Annotated in this window: 13 protein-coding genes, 1 pseudogene and 1 riboswitch; of the genes and pseudogenes, 4 read left to right on the top strand and 10 right to left on the bottom strand. The window is 70.1% G+C overall.

What is annotated here, in order from left to right; all coding sequences use genetic code 11:
- From VIM54_RS10460 to VIM54_RS10440, 5 genes are read right to left on the bottom strand one after another with little or no spacing between them, the layout of a single operon-like run.
- On the bottom strand, window positions 1-864 hold the full coding sequence (locus VIM54_RS10460; RefSeq protein ID WP_331901125.1) for a sulfurtransferase: 864 nt from the start codon (window positions 862-864) through the stop codon (window positions 1-3).
- Window positions 861-1,409, bottom strand: coding sequence for an ATP-binding protein (locus VIM54_RS10455; protein ID WP_331901123.1), 549 nt, complete (start codon window positions 1,407-1,409; stop codon window positions 861-863). Before VIM54_RS10455 ends, VIM54_RS10460 begins: the two co-directional genes overlap by 4 nt.
- Window positions 1,406-2,188, bottom strand: a complete 783-nt coding sequence (locus VIM54_RS10450; protein WP_331901122.1) for an energy-coupling factor transporter transmembrane component T — start codon at window positions 2,186-2,188, stop codon at window positions 1,406-1,408. The genes VIM54_RS10455 and VIM54_RS10450 overlap by 4 nt, the downstream gene beginning before the upstream one ends.
- On the bottom strand, window positions 2,185-3,684 hold the full coding sequence (locus VIM54_RS10445; protein ID WP_331901121.1) for an ABC transporter ATP-binding protein: 1,500 nt from the start codon (window positions 3,682-3,684) through the stop codon (window positions 2,185-2,187). The genes VIM54_RS10450 and VIM54_RS10445 overlap by 4 nt, the downstream gene beginning before the upstream one ends.
- The gene (locus VIM54_RS10440; RefSeq protein ID WP_331901120.1) at window positions 3,681-4,379 is read right to left on the bottom strand and encodes an ECF transporter S component; all 699 of its coding nucleotides are present in this window, start codon (window positions 4,377-4,379) and stop codon (window positions 3,681-3,683) included. Before VIM54_RS10440 ends, VIM54_RS10445 begins: the two co-directional genes overlap by 4 nt.
- A gap of 56 nt (window positions 4,380-4,435) precedes the next feature.
- A riboswitch (TPP riboswitch) is annotated at window positions 4,436-4,546 on the bottom strand.
- A 325-nt stretch (window positions 4,547-4,871) separates the two neighbouring features.
- On the opposite strand from VIM54_RS10440, the gene VIM54_RS10435 reads away from it, so the two are divergent.
- From VIM54_RS10435 to treZ, 4 genes are all read left to right on the top strand, one after another.
- Entirely contained in the window at window positions 4,872-5,654 is a 783-nt protein-coding gene (locus tag VIM54_RS10435) for a hypothetical protein (protein WP_331901118.1), read from the top strand.
- Window positions 5,655-5,747: 93 nt separating this feature from the next.
- A complete protein-coding gene (gene glgX, locus VIM54_RS10430) occupies window positions 5,748-7,949 on the top strand; it encodes a glycogen debranching protein GlgX (RefSeq protein WP_331901116.1) in 2,202 nt (733 codons plus the stop codon).
- Window positions 7,949-10,303 (top strand): malto-oligosyltrehalose synthase, encoded by a 2,355-nt coding sequence (treY, locus tag VIM54_RS10425; protein ID WP_331901114.1) that lies wholly within the window; start codon window positions 7,949-7,951, stop codon window positions 10,301-10,303. The genes glgX and treY overlap by 1 nt, the downstream gene beginning before the upstream one ends.
- Window positions 10,300-12,018, top strand: a complete 1,719-nt coding sequence (gene treZ / locus VIM54_RS10420) for a malto-oligosyltrehalose trehalohydrolase (protein ID WP_331901113.1) — start codon at window positions 10,300-10,302, stop codon at window positions 12,016-12,018. Before treY ends, treZ begins: the two co-directional genes overlap by 4 nt.
- Before the next feature lie 115 nt (window positions 12,019-12,133).
- On the opposite strand, the pseudogene VIM54_RS15955 reads toward treZ, so the two are convergent.
- From VIM54_RS15955 to VIM54_RS10400, 5 genes and pseudogenes are all read right to left on the bottom strand, one after another.
- Window positions 12,134-12,400, bottom strand: a pseudogene (locus VIM54_RS15955) (MetQ/NlpA family ABC transporter substrate-binding protein); the annotation flags it as partial.
- A 2-nt stretch (window positions 12,401-12,402) separates the two neighbouring features.
- Window positions 12,403-12,594, bottom strand: coding sequence for a hypothetical protein (locus VIM54_RS10415; protein WP_331901185.1), 192 nt, complete (start codon window positions 12,592-12,594; stop codon window positions 12,403-12,405).
- Between the two features lie 176 nt (window positions 12,595-12,770).
- The gene (gene dinB / locus VIM54_RS10410) at window positions 12,771-14,024 is read right to left on the bottom strand and encodes a DNA polymerase IV (protein ID WP_331901112.1); all 1,254 of its coding nucleotides are present in this window, start codon (window positions 14,022-14,024) and stop codon (window positions 12,771-12,773) included.
- Window positions 14,025-14,036: 12 nt separating this feature from the next.
- A complete protein-coding gene (locus VIM54_RS10405; protein WP_331901111.1) occupies window positions 14,037-14,960 on the bottom strand; it encodes an oxygenase MpaB family protein in 924 nt (307 codons plus the stop codon).
- 94 nt (window positions 14,961-15,054) lie between these two features.
- Window positions 15,055-15,825, bottom strand: a complete 771-nt coding sequence (locus VIM54_RS10400) for a M23 family metallopeptidase (protein WP_331901109.1) — start codon at window positions 15,823-15,825, stop codon at window positions 15,055-15,057.
- Window positions 15,826-15,957 lie beyond the last annotated feature (132 nt).

Raw genomic sequence — 15,957 nt, 5'->3', positions numbered from 1 at the left:
TCACCCCACCTCGAGCGGCAGCGTCGGGTCTGCCGACCATTCCTCGAGCGAACCGTCGTAGATCCGTACCGCGGTCACGCCGAGTTCGGCGAGGGTGAGCGCGTTCGCGGCGACGGAGATTCCGCCGCCGCAGTAAAGCAGCACCTCGTCGTCGCCCGTGACACCCTGCGAGGCGTATGCCCCGCGCAGCTCGTCGGCGGCCTTGACGGTGCCGTCCGCAGCGAACAGGTCACGCGCCGACACGTTGACGCTTGCCGGGATGTGCCCTCGGCGCGAGTACCGGGTGGGGTCCGCGCCGGTGAAGCTCCCGGCGGGCAGGCCGCAGACCAGCGGACGCGAGTCGTCCTTCGCGCGGCTCGCGAGCTCCTCCTTGGTGATCCAGGCGTCGCGCACCGCCGTCGCCGTCCACGGTTCGGCCGCGGCCGGGCCATCCGATTCCCCGGAGTCGATCGGGAGGCCGGCAGCCTGCCAGGCCGCGAGTCCGCCGTCGAGCACCCGCGCATCCACGCCGATCCAGGTGAGGAGGTACCACAGGCGCGCGGCGAAGAGCCCGCCGGTCTGGTCGTAGACGACGACCGCGTCGCCGGCGCCGACGCCCAGCCTGGCGAGTTCGTCGGCGATCGCCTGCGGATCGGGATGCGCGTAGTGCACGGCCGCCGAGGCGTCGGAGAATTGCGTCGCGACATCGACGTGCCGGGAGCCGGGGATGTGGGCCGCCAGCCAGCGCGCCCGGCCGGACTCTGTGCGGTAGTCGCCGTCGAATTTCGCCGGGAGCAACACGAAGCTCGCGTCGAGCACGGCGGGAGGCGCGGTCCCGTCCAGGGCGGCGGCGAGTTCGGGGGCAGTGATGAACGGAGTAGTCATGACAACGACGCTAGTCCGTTCACGATCGCCGCGACATCGTCATCGTCGAGCACGAGGTCGGCGCAGTCGCGCGGCCTTTCGCGCGCGGCGAACGCCCCTTCCTGGGCCGCCCAGCGGTCCCAGTATGGGGCGTACAGCTCGCCGTCGCGCTCGAGCGCCCTGGCCTTGCGCGTCGGCTCGTCGAGCTCCACCCAGATGCCGTAGTTCGCGAGCGCCCGGTTCGGCCGGCTGAGGCTGCCTGAGCCCTCGATGACGAGGGGGCGGGAGGGGTCCAGGTCGTGCCACTCCGCCGCGGCCCCCGCCTCCCAGTCCCAGCGCCGCCAGCGCGGCTCGGCAGACAAGACGTACTCGCGCACGTGCTCGCTCGCCGCCTCGAGGCCGTCCCAACCCGGGTAGATGTCGTCGAGCCGCACGAGCTGGGCGCCGAGCGCCGGGGCGAGGGCGGTCGCCAGAGTGGTCTTGCCGGAGCCGGAGCCGCCGTCGATGAGCACCACCGGGCGGTCGGCCCGGCGGATCGAAACCAGGAGCGCCCGGGCGTCGGTCACGAGAGCACGAACTTCCAGGTGCCCAGCGAGACAGCGACCGTCACCGCGAGCACGGCTATCACGACGGCAATCGCCACGAGCATCCACTCGCGCCGGCCGAAGGTCGACTCCCTCGCCCAGGTGCGTTCGCGCCGCGACCCGAAGCCCTTCGCCTCCATCGCGGTGGCGAGCTTGCTCCCCCGCCGTACCGAAAGCACCAGGAGCGAGAATCCCTGGCCGGCGATGCGGGCCACCACGTTGGCGTCGCCGACGCCGCGCGCCCGCCGCGCGAGGGCGAGGAATCTCCAGTCCTCGATGAACAGCCCGACGAGCCTCAGGCCGGCGAGACCGCCGATCACGAAGCGCGACGGGAGGCGAAGCACCTGGCCGAGCCCGTCGGCGAGGTCGGTCGGGTCGGTCGTGGCGAACAGCACGATGCCCGGCAGGCCGATCGCCAGGATGCGCACCCCGATGGCGACACCGAGCGAGACGGAGCCCTCGGTGACGGAGACGAAGCCCCACTGCCAGAGGAGCGCACCCGAGTCCCGGCCGTAGAGCACGGTCGTGAGGCAGGCGAGCGGTGCGGCGAACCACAGGGGTGCGGTGCGCAGCCAGAATTGGCGGGCCGCAAGCCCGGCGAACGGGAGGAGGAGAGCCTCGAGCACCAGCGCGACGAGGGCCGACGCCCAGTCGATCGACAGCAGAAGAACGAGGGCGAGCAGGATGGCGGCAATGAGCTTGGCCACCGGGTTGATGGCGGCGATCGCGCTCGGCCGGATCTCCGGGGTGATGAGGCTCACACGATCGCCCCCATGGCCAGGGTGTCGAGCCGAAGCACCCGCTCCGCGAGCGCGTCGATGAAGTCGGTGTCGTGGGTCACGGCGAGCACCGCACACCCGGCGTCGAGGAGCTCGGCGAGGAGGGCCACGAGCTGGCCCCAGGTGCGGGAATCCTGGCCGAAGGTCGGCTCGTCGAGAAGCAGGATCCGGGGCCTCGTGGCGAGCGCGGTCGCGACGGACAGGCGCCGCTTCTCCCCGCCGGAGAGGGTGAACGGGTTCGCGGCGGCGAGATGTTCGAGGTGCAGCGCGGCGAGCAGCTCGTCAACCCTGGCCGTGACGGCACCCGCGTCGAGCCCCGCGGCGCGCGGCCCGATCGCCAGTTCCGCACGAACGTGCGGGGCCAGGAACTGGTGCTCCGGGTCCTGGAAGACCATGCCGATTCGCGGGAGCAGCTGCTTGGAACGCCACCGATGCGGGGCGGTCGACGCCTCGCTCGCGAGCGCCTGCTCGGCGACGAGCCCGCCACCGACCGGCGGCACGAGCCCGGCGAGGGTGAGGGCGAGGGTCGACTTGCCCGACCCATTGCGCCCGGTGATCGCCACGGCATCCCCCGACGCCACGGCGAGGTTGATTCCCGCGTTGACAACGGTGGGCGCGCGCCGCCCGAAGCCGGTGCGACCGACGGAGAGTCCGGATGCAGTGAGCAGCGGAATCCGCGCGCCCGGGGGCAGAGGTGCCCTGGTCGGCCGTCGCGGCGGGTGGCCGGGCACCCACACGCCGGCCGCTGCCAGGCGCTCGCCCTCCCGCTCGAGCACGACTCCGGGCGCTCCGTCGGCCGCGAGGCCGCCGTCGGCGCCGAGCACCACCACCCGGTCAACCACTCCCTGCCACACCGCGACGCGATGCTCGATCACCACGAGGGTCGCCCCGGTCGCGTCGAGCACCCTGGCCACGGCATCCCGCACCTCCCGTACTCCCTCGGGGTCGAGGTTCGCCGTCGGCTCGTCGAGCAGCAGCAGTCGCGGGCGCATCGCGACGACCCCCGCGAGGGCGAGGCGCTGCTTCTGCCCGCCCGAGAGACTGGACGTGGGGTGGTCGAGCGGCAGGTCGAGCCCGACGGCGGCGAGCGCCTCAGGCACCCTCCGCCAGATCTCGTCCCGAGGCACACCGAGGTTCTCGCAGGCGAAGGCGACGTCGTCGCCGACGCGCGCCAGCACCACCTGGGAGTCCGGGTCCTGCAGCACCAGACCCGCCTCGCCGCGGGCGCTGACCGGGCGATGCCCGTCGATGAGGAGTTCGCCGCGCTGGTCGCCCTCCTCGTCTCCCCCGAGCACCCCGGCGAGGGCCTGGATCAACGTCGACTTGCCGGCGCCGGATGGGCCGAGCAGCAGCACGCGCTCGCCGGGCGCCACCGAGAGGTCGAGGTCGCGAACGGCGAACGCGCGACGGGAGGCGTGGCGCCACCCCCACCCGGAGGCGGTGATCCGCACGCCGCCCGCAGCCGGGCCGGGACTCATGGCGCCGGGGTGGCCTCGGTGCCCGAACCCGAACGGCCAGACTCGGACCGGCCAGACTCGGACCGCTCCGACTCCGACTGCACGGCCGCGAGCCGGCCAGAAGCGAACCTGCTGAGCGCCCCCGACCTCGCCAGACCCCTGGCGGCCAGCCAGGAGAGCAGGCCGGCGATGACGATCCCGGACACGACGGCGGAGACGAAGTAGACGGCCTTGAAGCCGAAGTCGAGCGCCGCGTAGTCGGTGAAGTTCGTGTCGAGCAGGCCGACGGCGACTCCGGCTCCCGCCCCGGAGAGCAGCACGACGCCGAGGCGCCAGTTCGAGTAGAGGAACGCGACGAGCACGAGCTCGGCCCCGAGTCCCTCGACGACGCCCCAGATCAGGGTGGAGAAGCCCCACTGCGTGCCGACGAGCATCGACACGACGGCCGCGACGACCTCGGTGTAGAGCGCCGCTCCCGGCTTTCTGATCACGATTCCACCGAGCACTCCCGCAAAGAGCCAGCCTCCCGCGAGGAGGCCGGCCAGCCCGGGGGCGAACGCGAGGGCCGCGCTGAGCGGCGTCCACGCGAGTCCCCAGGCCCAGAAAATGACGCCGCTCGCGACGCCGATGACGCTCGCCACCACGATGTCGACCACCCGCCACCGGGCGCTGAATGCTCGGGGCTGTCTGGTGATGGATGCTGTTGCCGTGTTCATTGTCGTGCCCTTTCGGTTAAGAGGGCACGGGTGTGGGTTGCCACAGGGTGTGGCAACCCGGAGAGAAACTGCCTCCCTGCGCTGGCATGATCCAGATCAGGTTCGACGGTCGAAGCTTGGAGAAGCTTCCTCTCAGCCCGGCTCACCGGACTCCCGTGTTCGCTCTCAATCCTAGCCGCCGGCATCCGCTCCCGCACCCCCGGCCCCAACCTCCGCGCGTTCCTCCCCCGCGCGGCCCTCCCCGCGTTTCTCCGGAGGTTTAGGCCGAACCGGCTCGAAAGTACCACGCACCCCCGAGCACTTCTCCGGAGGTTTCGGCCAAACCGGCTCGAAATGCCGCCCATTCCGCCCCAATCGGCCCAGGAACGCCAATACCTCCGGAGAAACGCGTGGGGCGGCGGAGATGCGCGTGAGGAACCTCCGGAGAAACGCGTGGTGCGGATCCGGAGGCGGGACTGGGCCGCCGGGCGGATGCCGTTCTAGGCTCTGCGCATGACGAGTAACTTCGCGATCGCCGCGTTCGACCGTTTCACCGCGGAGCTTCTGGCGAGTGTGTCGTCCCTGTCGGGGGTCGTCGGCCTCGTCGTGACCGGGAGCGCCGCCGACCGGTCCCGCCTCGACGAGTGGTCCGACCACGACTTCATCGTCGTGACCTCCCCGACGGCGACCGAGGCCGTGCGCTCCCGGCTCGACTGGCTCCCCCGGTTCGAGAGTCTGGTCTTCGCCTCCCCGGTGCCCGGCGAGGGCTACCGGGCCGTCTACGACGACGGCCACGTGCTTGAGTTCGATGTCGCGCCCCTCGATGAGATCCGAAGCTGGCAGGCCAACGACTATTCCGTGGTGCTCGACCGGGGCGGTGTCGAGGAGGTCATGGCAGCGATGGCGGCGAAGCACAAGCCGCACGTGAGCATCGACGCCGAGCGGGAGATCGGCCAGTTCCTCCTGCTCATCCTCATCGGCGTTGGTCGCGCTCGCCGCGGCGAGACGCTCATCGCCGGGGCCGCGGTGCGCAACGCCGCCGTCGCGCACCTCGTGAACGTGTGGCAGGAACGGATGCCCGCCGCCGCGCCGCAGCACTCGGACAACCTCGACAACTGGCGTCGATTCGAGCTCGTCTACCCGGAATCCGGGCCCGAGATCGCGCGCGCCGTGGCCCAGGAGGTGGAGCCCGCGGCGCAAGCCTTGCTCGACATCGCGGAGCGGACGATCGCGCCCGGCTGGGCGGGCTGGCCGGACGACGCGGTCGCCGCGGTGCGGCGCCGGCTGGGCTGGTAAGAACCGATTTGGCCGCCCTGTCAAGGGTCCAACCCGGTTCGTGCGGCACGTCCGATTCGGGTTACGGTGACAACAGCATAATCAGGGAGAATCATGGAAACCTGGCCCGGATCGGCCTACCCGCTCGGCGCAACGTTCGACGGAAGCGGCACGAACTTCGCCCTCTTCAGCGAGGTCGCAGAGAAGATCGAACTGTGCCTCTTCGACGCGGACGGCGTGGAGACGCGAGTCGAGCTCGTCGAGGTGGACGCGTACGTGTGGCACGCCTACCTGCCGTCAGTGCAGCCTGGGCAGCGCTACGGCTATCGGGTGCACGGCGAGTACGATCCGAAGTCCGGCAAGCGCTGCAACCCCAACAAGCTCCTGCTCGACCCGTACGCCAAGGCAACCTGCGGCGACATCGACTGGGAACCGGCCCTCTTCTCCTACAACTTCGGCGACCCCCTCTCGGTTAACAACGAGGACTCTGCGAAGCACATGATGATGGGCATCGTCATCAACCCGTTCTTCGACTGGGCCGGGGATCGGCATCCGCGGGTTCCGTACAACGACACGGTGATCTACGAGGCGCACGTCAAGGGGCTCACCGAACTGCACCCGGACGTGCCGAGGGAGCAGCGCGGCACCTTCGCCGGGGTCGCCCACCCCGCGGTCGTCGAGCACCTGCAGAAGCTCGGTGTCACCGCCATCGAGCTCATGCCGGTGCACCAGTTCGTGCAGGACTCGACCCTGCTCGAGAGGGGCCTGAGAAACTACTGGGGCTACAACACCATCGGGTTCTTCGCCCCCCAGAACAGCTACTCGTCCACCGGCGACGAGGGCCAGCAGGTGCAGGAGTTCAAGGGCATGGTGCGATCGATGCACGATGCCGGCATCGAGGTGATCCTCGACGTGGTCTACAACCACACCGCGGAGGGCAACCACCTCGGCCCGACGCTCTCGTTCAAGGGAATCGACAACGAGGCATATTACCGGCTCGTCGAGGACGACCAGCAGTTCTACATGGACTACACCGGCACCGGCAACTCGTTCAACGTGCGACACCCGCACTCGCTGCAGCTCATCATGGACAGCCTGCGCTACTGGGTGATCGAGATGCACGTCGACGGCTTCCGGTTCGATCTCGCGTCGACACTCGCGCGCGAGTTCTACGACGTCGACAAGCTCTCCACCTTCTTCGAGCTCGTGCAGCAGGATCCGATCGTCTCGCAGGTCAAGCTCATCGCCGAGCCGTGGGATGTCGGCCCGGGCGGCTACCAGGTGGGCAACTTCCCGCCGCAGTGGACGGAGTGGAACGGCAAGTACCGCGACACCGTTCGCGACTTCTGGCGGGGTGAACCCTCCACCCTCGGCGAGTTCGCGTCCCGGCTCACCGGGTCTGCAGACCTGTACGAGGGTGATGGCCGACGGCCGGTCGCCTCGATCAACTTCGTGACGGCGCACGACGGTTTCACGATCGCCGACCTCGTCTCGTATAACGACAAGCACAACGAAGCGAACGGCGAAGAAAACAACGACGGCGAATCGCACAACCGCTCCTGGAACAGCGGTGTCGAGGGGCCGACGGATGACCCGGCCATTCTCACCCTGCGCTCTCGCCAGCAACGCAACTTCCTCGCCACCCTGCTGCTCTCCCAGGGGGTGCCGATGATCCTGCACGGCGACGAGCTCGGCCGCACCCAGCAGGGCAATAACAACACCTACGCGCAGGACTCCGATATCTCCTGGGTGCACTGGGACACGGCGGACCAGCCGCTCATCGAGTTCGTCGCCGCGGTGGCCAGGCTGCGCAAGGACCACCCGACGTTCCGCCGCAAGAGCTTCTTCGATGGCCGCCCGGTCAAGCGGGGCGAGGGCGAACCGCTGTCCGACATCGTCTGGCTCACGCCCGCTGGCGAGGAGATGGAACCGGAGAACTGGGACGCCGGGTTCGGTCGCTCGATCGGTGTATTCCTGAACGGGAATGGAATCCAGGGTCGGGATGCGCGAGGCCAGACGATCACCGACCTCAACTTCGCGATCTTCTTCAACGCGCACGATGAGGCCGTGGGCTTCACCCTCCCCTCGGCCGAATTCTCCGGCGCGTGGGAGATCGTGATCGACACCTCCGGCAAGCTCGCCGACTCCGCGCCCCGCAAGGCGGGAGACGTCATCTCCGTCGAGCTGAAGTCGCTGGTCGTGCTGCGCGCCTGGCTCGCCCCCGAGGTGGAGGTCGACCACTCGGTGGCCGCGTCGCTGATCTCCCTCGCCGGAAATCCGAGCTCGACGGCCGCGGTGAAGCCGGAGGTGAGCTGATGCGCATCCCCCGTTCCACCTACCGCCTGCAGATCCGCGAATCCTTCGACCTGAACGCGGCGGCGAACATCGCCGAGTACGTGCGCGATCTGGGCGCCGATTGGCTCTACTTCTCTCCCCTGCTCACCGCCGAGGCGGGCTCGGACCACGGGTACGACGTGACCGACCACTCAAGAGTCGACCCGGCCAGGGGAGGCGAGGCCGGACTGGATGCCGCGTCCGCCGCCGCCCGGTCGCTCGGGCTCGGCGTGCTCGTCGACATCGTGCCGAACCACGTCGGCGTGCAGACGCCGCACCAGAACGCGTGGTGGTGGGACGTGCTCACCCACGGCCAGGCCTCCCGCTACGCCGAGGCGTTCGACATCGACTGGGAGTTCGGCAACGGCAGGCTGCGCATCCCCGTGCTCGGCGACGACTCCCTCGACGACCTCGAGATCGTCGACGGCGAACTCCGCTACTTCGACAACCGGTTCCCGATCGCCCCCGGCACGGCCGACGATGGTGCCTCCCCGCGAGAGGTGCACTCGCGACAGCACTTCGAGCTCATCGACTGGCGTCGTGCCGACGCCGAACTGAACTACCGCCGGTTCTTCGCGGTGAACTCGCTCGCCGGCATCCGGGTCGAGATCCCGTGGGTGTTCGAGGAGTCCCACGCGGAGATCGCCCGCTGGTTCCGGGACGGCCTCGTGGACGGTCTGCGCGTCGACCATCCGGACGGCCTGGCCGATCCGGCCGGGTATCTCGACGACCTCGCCAAGGCCACCGGCGACAGCTACGTGCTCGTGGAGAAGATCCTCGAGGGCGACGAGCAGCTCCCCACCTCGTGGGCGACGGCCGGAACGACGGGCTACGACGCCCTCGCCGATGTCGACCGAGTGCTCGTCGACCCGGCCGGTCGCTCCGCGCTCGACGAACTCGACCGGCGCCTGCGCGGCACCGACTCGACGGTGTCGTGGTCGGGTCTGATCCACGACACGAAACGCGCGATCGCGGACGGCATCCTGCGCTCCGAGGTTCTGCGCCTCGAGCGCGACCTCGGACGGTCGGTCGAGGCGGTGGAGGCGGACGAGGGTTCGGCGATCTCATCGACGGCGGACGCCCTCGCCGAGTTGCTCGCCTGCTTTGCCGTCTACCGCTCATACCTGCCGCTCGGCCTCGAGCACCTGCACGATGCCGCCAGGCTCGCGATCTCACACCGTGCAGACCTCACAGATGCGATCGGCGATCTCGTCCCGATCCTGAGCGACCCAGACCACCCGGCCGCGATCCGCTTCCAGCAGACCTCCGGCATGGTCATGGCCAAGGGTGTGGAAGACACCGCCTTCTACCGCTACACGCGGCTCGGCTCGCTCACCGAGGTGGGCGCCGACCCCTCGGAGTTCTCGATCGGCACGGCCGAATTCCATCGGCGCCAGCAGTTGCGGCAGGCGAGCTTTCCCGCCTCGCTCACCACCCTCTCCACCCACGACACCAAGCGTGGGGAGGACGTGCGCGCCAGGATCAGCGTGCTCGCCGAGATCCCGGGCGAGTGGGAGTCCGCGCTCGACCGCCTTCGCGAGGCCGCGCCGCTCGGCGACGGGCCGCTCGAGGCCCTGCTCTGGGAGGCCATTGTCGGCGCCTGGCCGGCGAGCCGGGAGAGGCTGCACGCCTACGCGGAGAAGGCGGCCCGCGAGGCCGGCAACTCCACGGCCTGGGACGCGCCGCGGGAGGCCTTCGAACAGCGGATGCACGACCTGGTCGACTCCGCCTTCGATGACCCGGCCGTCACGGCGGTCATCGAGGAGGTGCTCGATCGAGTGCGGGCGGCCGGATGGAGCAACTCGCTCTCCGCCAAGCTCATCCAGTTGACGGCTCCCGGCGTGCCGGACGTGTACCAAGGCAGCGAGCTCTGGGAGACCTCCCTGGTCGACCCGGACAACCGTCGACCGGTCGACTTCGACGAACGCCGCCTCTATCTCGCCGCGATCGACGCCGGCGCGCACCCGCCGGTCGACGAGTCCGGCGCGGCGAAGCTGCTCGTCACGTCGAGGGCGCTGCGCCTGCGCCGCGACCACCCGGAGCTGTTCAGCCGCTACGCCCCACTTCCCGCGTTCGGGCCCGCGGCGCGCCACGTGCTCGCCTTCGACCGGGGCGACGTGGTCACCGTCTCCACTCGGCTGCCGCTCGGACTCGAACTCGCGGGCGGCTGGGGCGCGACCTCGATCATCCTCGCCGGCAGGCCCGTAGTCGACGTGCTCACCGGCACGGAGTTCCCGGGCGGCGAACTGCGTCTGGTCGAGGTCTTCGCCCGCTATCCGGTGGCCTTGTTCGTGCCCTCGGAGCTCCTCGCGACCGGCAGCACGGTGGGTTCGTGAGCTTCGAGGTGTGGGCCCCGGCCGCCGGAAGCGTGACGCTGCTTCTCGACGGCTCGCGGCATCCGATGAACCACGGGTCCGACGGATGGTGGAGCGCCCCGGCGGGGCTCGACGGCACCGACTTCGGGTTCCTGCTCGACGACGACGAGACGCCGCTGCCCGATCCCCGCTCGAGACGGCAGCCCGAGTCCGTGCACGGCCTCTCCCGCACCTTCGACCCGGCCGCCTTCGCCTGGACGGACGACGCCTGGACCGGGCGACAGCTCGCCGGCGGGGTGATCTACGAGCTGCACCTCGGCACCTTCACGCCGGGCGGCACCCTCGACTCGGCCATCGAGAGGCTCGATCATCTCGTGTCGATCGGCGTCGACTTCGTCGAACTGCTCCCAGTGAACGGGTTCAACGGAACCCACAACTGGGGCTACGACGGGGTGCTCTGGTACGCCGTCGCCGAGGTGTACGGCGGCCCCGCCGCGTACCAGCGCTTCGTGGACGAGTGCCATGCCCGCGGCCTCGGCGTGATCCAGGATGTCGTGTACAACCACCTTGGGCCGAGCGGCAACTATCTGCCTCGCTTCGGCCCATACCTGCGCGAGGAGGGCGCGAACACCTGGGGCGACTCGGTGAACCTCGACTCTCCGGAGGTGCGGCGCTACGTGATCGACAACGCGCTCATGTGGCTGCGCGACTACCACGTGGACGGGCTGCGGCTCGATGCGGTGCACGCCCTCGTCGACGGGTCTCCGACGCACATCCTCAAGGAACTCGCCATCGAGACGAGCGCGCTGTCGGCATTCCTCGGCCGGCCGCTCACCCTGATCGCCGAGTCCGATCTCAACGACCCGCTGCTCATCCGCCCCCGCGAGGCGCGCGGCTACGGGCTCGACGCCCAGTGGAGCGACGACTTCCACCACGCCGTGCACGTCGCCCTCACCGGCGAGATCACCGGCTATTACGCGGACTTCGAACACCTCGACTCGCTTGCGAAGGTGCTCACCCGGGGGTTCTTCCACGACGGCACGTACTCGTCGTTCAGGGAGCGCGTGCACGGCAGCCCGATCGACACCGAGAACATGCCCAACTGGCGGCTCGTCGTCGCCAACCAGAATCACGACCAGATCGGCAATCGCGCCACCGGCGACCGACTGAGCGCGACCCTCGACTACGGGCAGCTCGCGATCGCCGCCGTCCTGACCCTGGCCGGGCCGTTCACGCCGATGCTCTTCATGGGCGAGGAGTGGGGGGCGTCCACACCGTGGCAGTTTTTCACGTCGCATCCGGAGCCGGAGCTCGGAACGGCGACGGCCGAGGGCCGCATCCGCGAGTTCGAGCGGATGGGCTGGGACCCGGCCGTCGTGCCCGACCCGCAGAACCCGCAGACCTTCGAGCGGTCGAAGCTCGACTGGGCGGAATCCGCGGATGGCGACCATGCCCGGCTGCTCGCGGTCTACCGCCGGCTCGCCGAATTGCGGCGCACCGTGCCGGATCTCACCGACCCGCGCTTCGACCGTACGCGCGTCGAGTTCGAGGACACGGCGACCGGCCGCTGGTTCGTGCTGCACCGCGGTTCGACCTCGATCATCGTGAACCTCGCGGACTTCCCGGTCGCCCTGCCGTTCGGCGGCTCGGTGCTGCTCGCGAGTCACCACACGGTCGGCGCCTCAGCCAGCGGTGTGGTGCTGCCGGGCCACTCGGCGGCGATCCTCGCTCGCTGAGCGGCCCAGCGGCGTTTGCCGCCGGACCGGGGCCACTGCGCGCAATCGGGGCCGACGTGTTGGCCCTTTTCGCACGCTGTGGCCCCGGAGGGGTTCGGGCCGGGGCGAAGATCTTCTTCTCGATCGGGATGTTGGCCGCGAGGTAGTACTCGGTGTAGCCGACCGCAGCGTCGAGGTCCGGCAGCGCGAGGGACTGGGCGCCGAAGTCGAGCAGCTTCAGCGTGATGTGCTTCGGGTTGCTCGCGATGTCATCCTGCGTCGCCCGAGCCTTGTCGATGCCGGGCTTGAGGGTGATGAGTCCGGCGCGCTCCAGGATCCACAGGCCCTGCGCCTCGTTGGCCGGGTCGGCGTAGAGGGAGATTGTTGCGCCATCCGGAATGTCCTTTACGGACTTTTACTTGTCCGACCGGAGCCCAAAGCCCCAGCGGAAGACCGGCGTCGCGGCCGTCTGGGTGAAGTCGGGGTTCGCCTCGAGCACCTGGCCGAGCCAGAGCTTGTGATCGGGGCGAACGGACGCAGCTGCGCGGGCCGCGACGGCTGCTCGAACCGGTCCCAGGCCTCCGACCCGATTCCCACGGTGCAGGAGAGGTGGCCGCTGACGTCGCGGAAACCGACGGCGCGCACGAGGCCGCCGAACTCCGGCGCAGGTCGCGCTACCGCCTGCACGAGTGGGCGAATTTGGCGCTAGGACGGCGGTTGAAGCGCCGAATTCGCCCACTCGCGGGTTCGGTGGAAGCGTTGGCGCGGATCCGCTAGTGCTCCTGGCGGGGCAGGTTGCGAGGATCTCCCGGCGGGGCCGTCGATCGGAGCAGGGAGGCCGGCCGGAGCGCTCCCCGGCCGAACCGGGCGCTCACGGCGTCGATCGTGTCCTCGGCCTCGCGCCAGCCCTCGTCCTCGTCCCAGAGGCCCGGTTGCTGGCCGTCCCCCGGGGTGAGCTGTTCCATGCGCACTCCGATCAGGCGAACCGGCGCATGCTGGCCGATCGCCTCGTAGATCGACCGCACCTCCTCGTAGATGCGCCTGCCCACATCCGTCGACTCGGCGAGCGTGCGCGATCGTGTGATGGTGCTGAAGTCGGAGTAGCGCAGCTTGAGCACGACGGTGCGCCCCACCCAGCCGGCCGTGCGCAGCCGCACCGCCACGGCGTTCGCCTGGCGCAGCAGTTCGCGACGCAGCTCGTCGGAGTTGAGGGTGTCCACCTCGAACGTCACCTCGTGCCCGACGCTCTTCTCGTCGGCACGCGGGTTGACCGCGCGGGGGTCCAGGCCGTTCGCCAGGTCGTGCAGTTTGCGCCCGGATGCCTCCCCCACTGCCCGCTTCAGCGCCTCGACCGAGGTCGCGGCGATGTCACCGATGGTGCGCAGCCCGCGGCGGGTGAGCGCCTCCTCGGTCGCCGCCCCGACGCCCCACAGGGCCCCGACGGGCAGCGGATGCAGGAACGCGAGCGTCTGGTCGGCCGGGATCACGAGCATCCCGTCCGGTTTCGCTCGACCGGAGGCGAGCTTGGCCACGAACTTGGTGGATGCGGCACCCACGGAGCAGTGGAGCGCGGTCTCCTCGTGCACTCGGCGGCGGATCAGCTCGCCCACCTCCGCCGGCGAGCCCAGCAGTCCCCGCGCGCCGGCCACGTCGAGAAACGCCTCGTCGATTCCCAGCCGTTCGACGAGCGGGGTGACGTCGTCGAAGATCGCCATGACCGTGTCGGAGTAGTAGCGGTACTTCTCGAAGTGCGGCTCGAGCACGATCGCCTTCGGGCACAGCCGAAGAGCCTGGGAGAGCGGTATGGCCGATCTCACGCCGTACTTGCGGGCCGGGTAGTTCGCCGCCGTCACGACGGAGCGCGCGGAGCGTCCAGCCACCACCACCGGCAGGTGCGCTATCTCGGGCCGGTCGAGCAACTCGACCGAGGCGAAGAAGGCGTCGAGGTCCACGTGCAGGATCGTGGCGGTGCTGCTGTCGACCGAGGCCGAGCTCACCTGCCGAGTGCTGCCGTCCTGTTTGCTCATCCCACAGGCAATCTAGCCGAGGCTTCGGACATCCTCGGCCACCGGCAACAGGCCGAGCCTGGCGAGTCGTTTGCGCGCCGCGACTTCGCTCGTGGAGCTGCGTCCCAGGATCGACCCGACGAGGGCGAGCACCGCCCGCGTGAGGGTGATCGCCGGCCACCACGGCCGCCTGAGGCCGAGGAGCCGGCGGTACTCGCGCGGGATCGACGCGACGGCGCCGCCGAACAGGATGCGGTAGGCCGGCCGCATGCCGCGCGAGATACCCGGGTTGCGGATGAACCTCACCGCCTCGGCCACGCGCTCGTCGCTCGTGAGAGTCCCGGACGCGCGAAACGCCTCCAGTTGCGCCCGCAGCTCCGCCTCGGTGGTCGGCGGGGATGGCACGCCGATGAGTTCCCCCGCCTTCGTCCATTCGCCGACATAGCGGTCGGCGCCGCCGGGGATCGGTCCGCCCCAGAGGTCGTGGCTGCCGAGGAACGCGTCGGTGAAGACCACGTGCACCCAGGAGAGCAGCTCGGGGTCTCCCGCCCAGTACGGCCGCTCGACGCCGTTCGCGTCGAGGTAGGTTCCCCGCACTCGGTCATGGAATCGTTCGACCCGGTTCGACTCGCGCACGGCCATCGCCGTGTCGGAGAACGTCACGCCGATCAGCCACTGGATGGTGCCGGAGAGCCGACCGAGAGGGTCTTCCCGATAGCGCGACCAGTCGTGCACGCCGGCCATCGCCCCGGGGTGGAGGGTCTGCATCAGCAGGGCGCGGATGCCGGCGACAAGCGTGGGCATGCCACCGTGCACCGCCCAGGCGGCCGATCCGACCCCGAAGAACCCCGCGTCGTCGCCCTGCTCGATCTGGTCGACCCAGTCCGGGCGCCCCTGTCGGTCGCCGGTGAATGCGGACAGCACTCGGGATCGCCAGACGGCGGCAAACGTGTTCACGAGAGGACGCTATCCCGCAATGCTGGGAGCCGAATCAACACCCCGGCCCCTGTACCCGGCCGCCCCGCTGGGCCACTTTGGGCCGCGCGGGCGATCAGCCCAGGTGCGCGTGCATCCAGGCGCGCGGGTCGACCGGTGTCGTTCCGCCCTGGCGGATCTCGAAGTGCAGGTGCGCGCCCGTGCTCGCGCCGGTGCTGCCGACGAGGCCGATGGGCTCGCCGACGTGCACGATGTCGCCGACCTTGAGGTGCATCGAGCCGGTCTGCATGTGGCCGTAGGCGCTCACGATGGTCTGCCCATCGATGACGTGCTCGATGGCGACGTGGACGCCGAGGGCGGCGTACCCCGGGTTGTTGGTCTCCACGACCACCCCGGCGGCGATCGCGTGCACGGTGGCCCCGTATCCCGGGTCGAAGTCGACCCCCTCGTGCTGGCTCGAACAGCCCGCACAGGGCGAGACGCGGGGACCGAAGCCGTCGCTGATCGGGGTACCGGCGCCGACCGGCCACTGGAGCGGCGGCGGAACGGTCACCGAATAGCTGTCGTTCCGCTCGACGACCGGCGACGGGAGCGACTCGGACGCCGCGAACTGCTGGAGCACGGGTGCCACGTAGGCGGGCGGTGCCGTCGCCTGCGCGTAGGCAGGCATGGCTACCGCACCGACGAGAAGCGCGGCGAATCCGACGGCCACGACTGCCACGTTTCGACGGAGGAGCCGAACGGTGCGCACGTGGCGGAGGTTGCGTACCGAACGTCCGTTGAGGGCCGGAAGCGACGGGGTCGCCGGCGCCACGGGCTGGGTGACGTACGGACGAACGCGGGCCGCGATCGGCTCGGTTATCGGGTGCGGGGCACGCGCGGACACACGGGAGGAATGTTTGGGCAAGCGGGGTTCTTCCGGATCGCTGCGGCACGCGGGAATCGGGCGCACACTCGGGCACACGCACGACTTCGAGCGCAGATGGAGGCTTCCCGACTCGGGCGGGAGCCTGACCGA

This window comes from Lacisediminihabitans sp. (assembly GCF_036569425.1).
Taxonomy (GTDB): Bacteria; Actinomycetota; Actinomycetes; order Actinomycetales; family Microbacteriaceae; genus Lacisediminihabitans.
The sequence above is the reverse complement of the archived record's forward strand: the minus strand, read 5'-3'. Positions and strand labels throughout refer to the sequence as shown.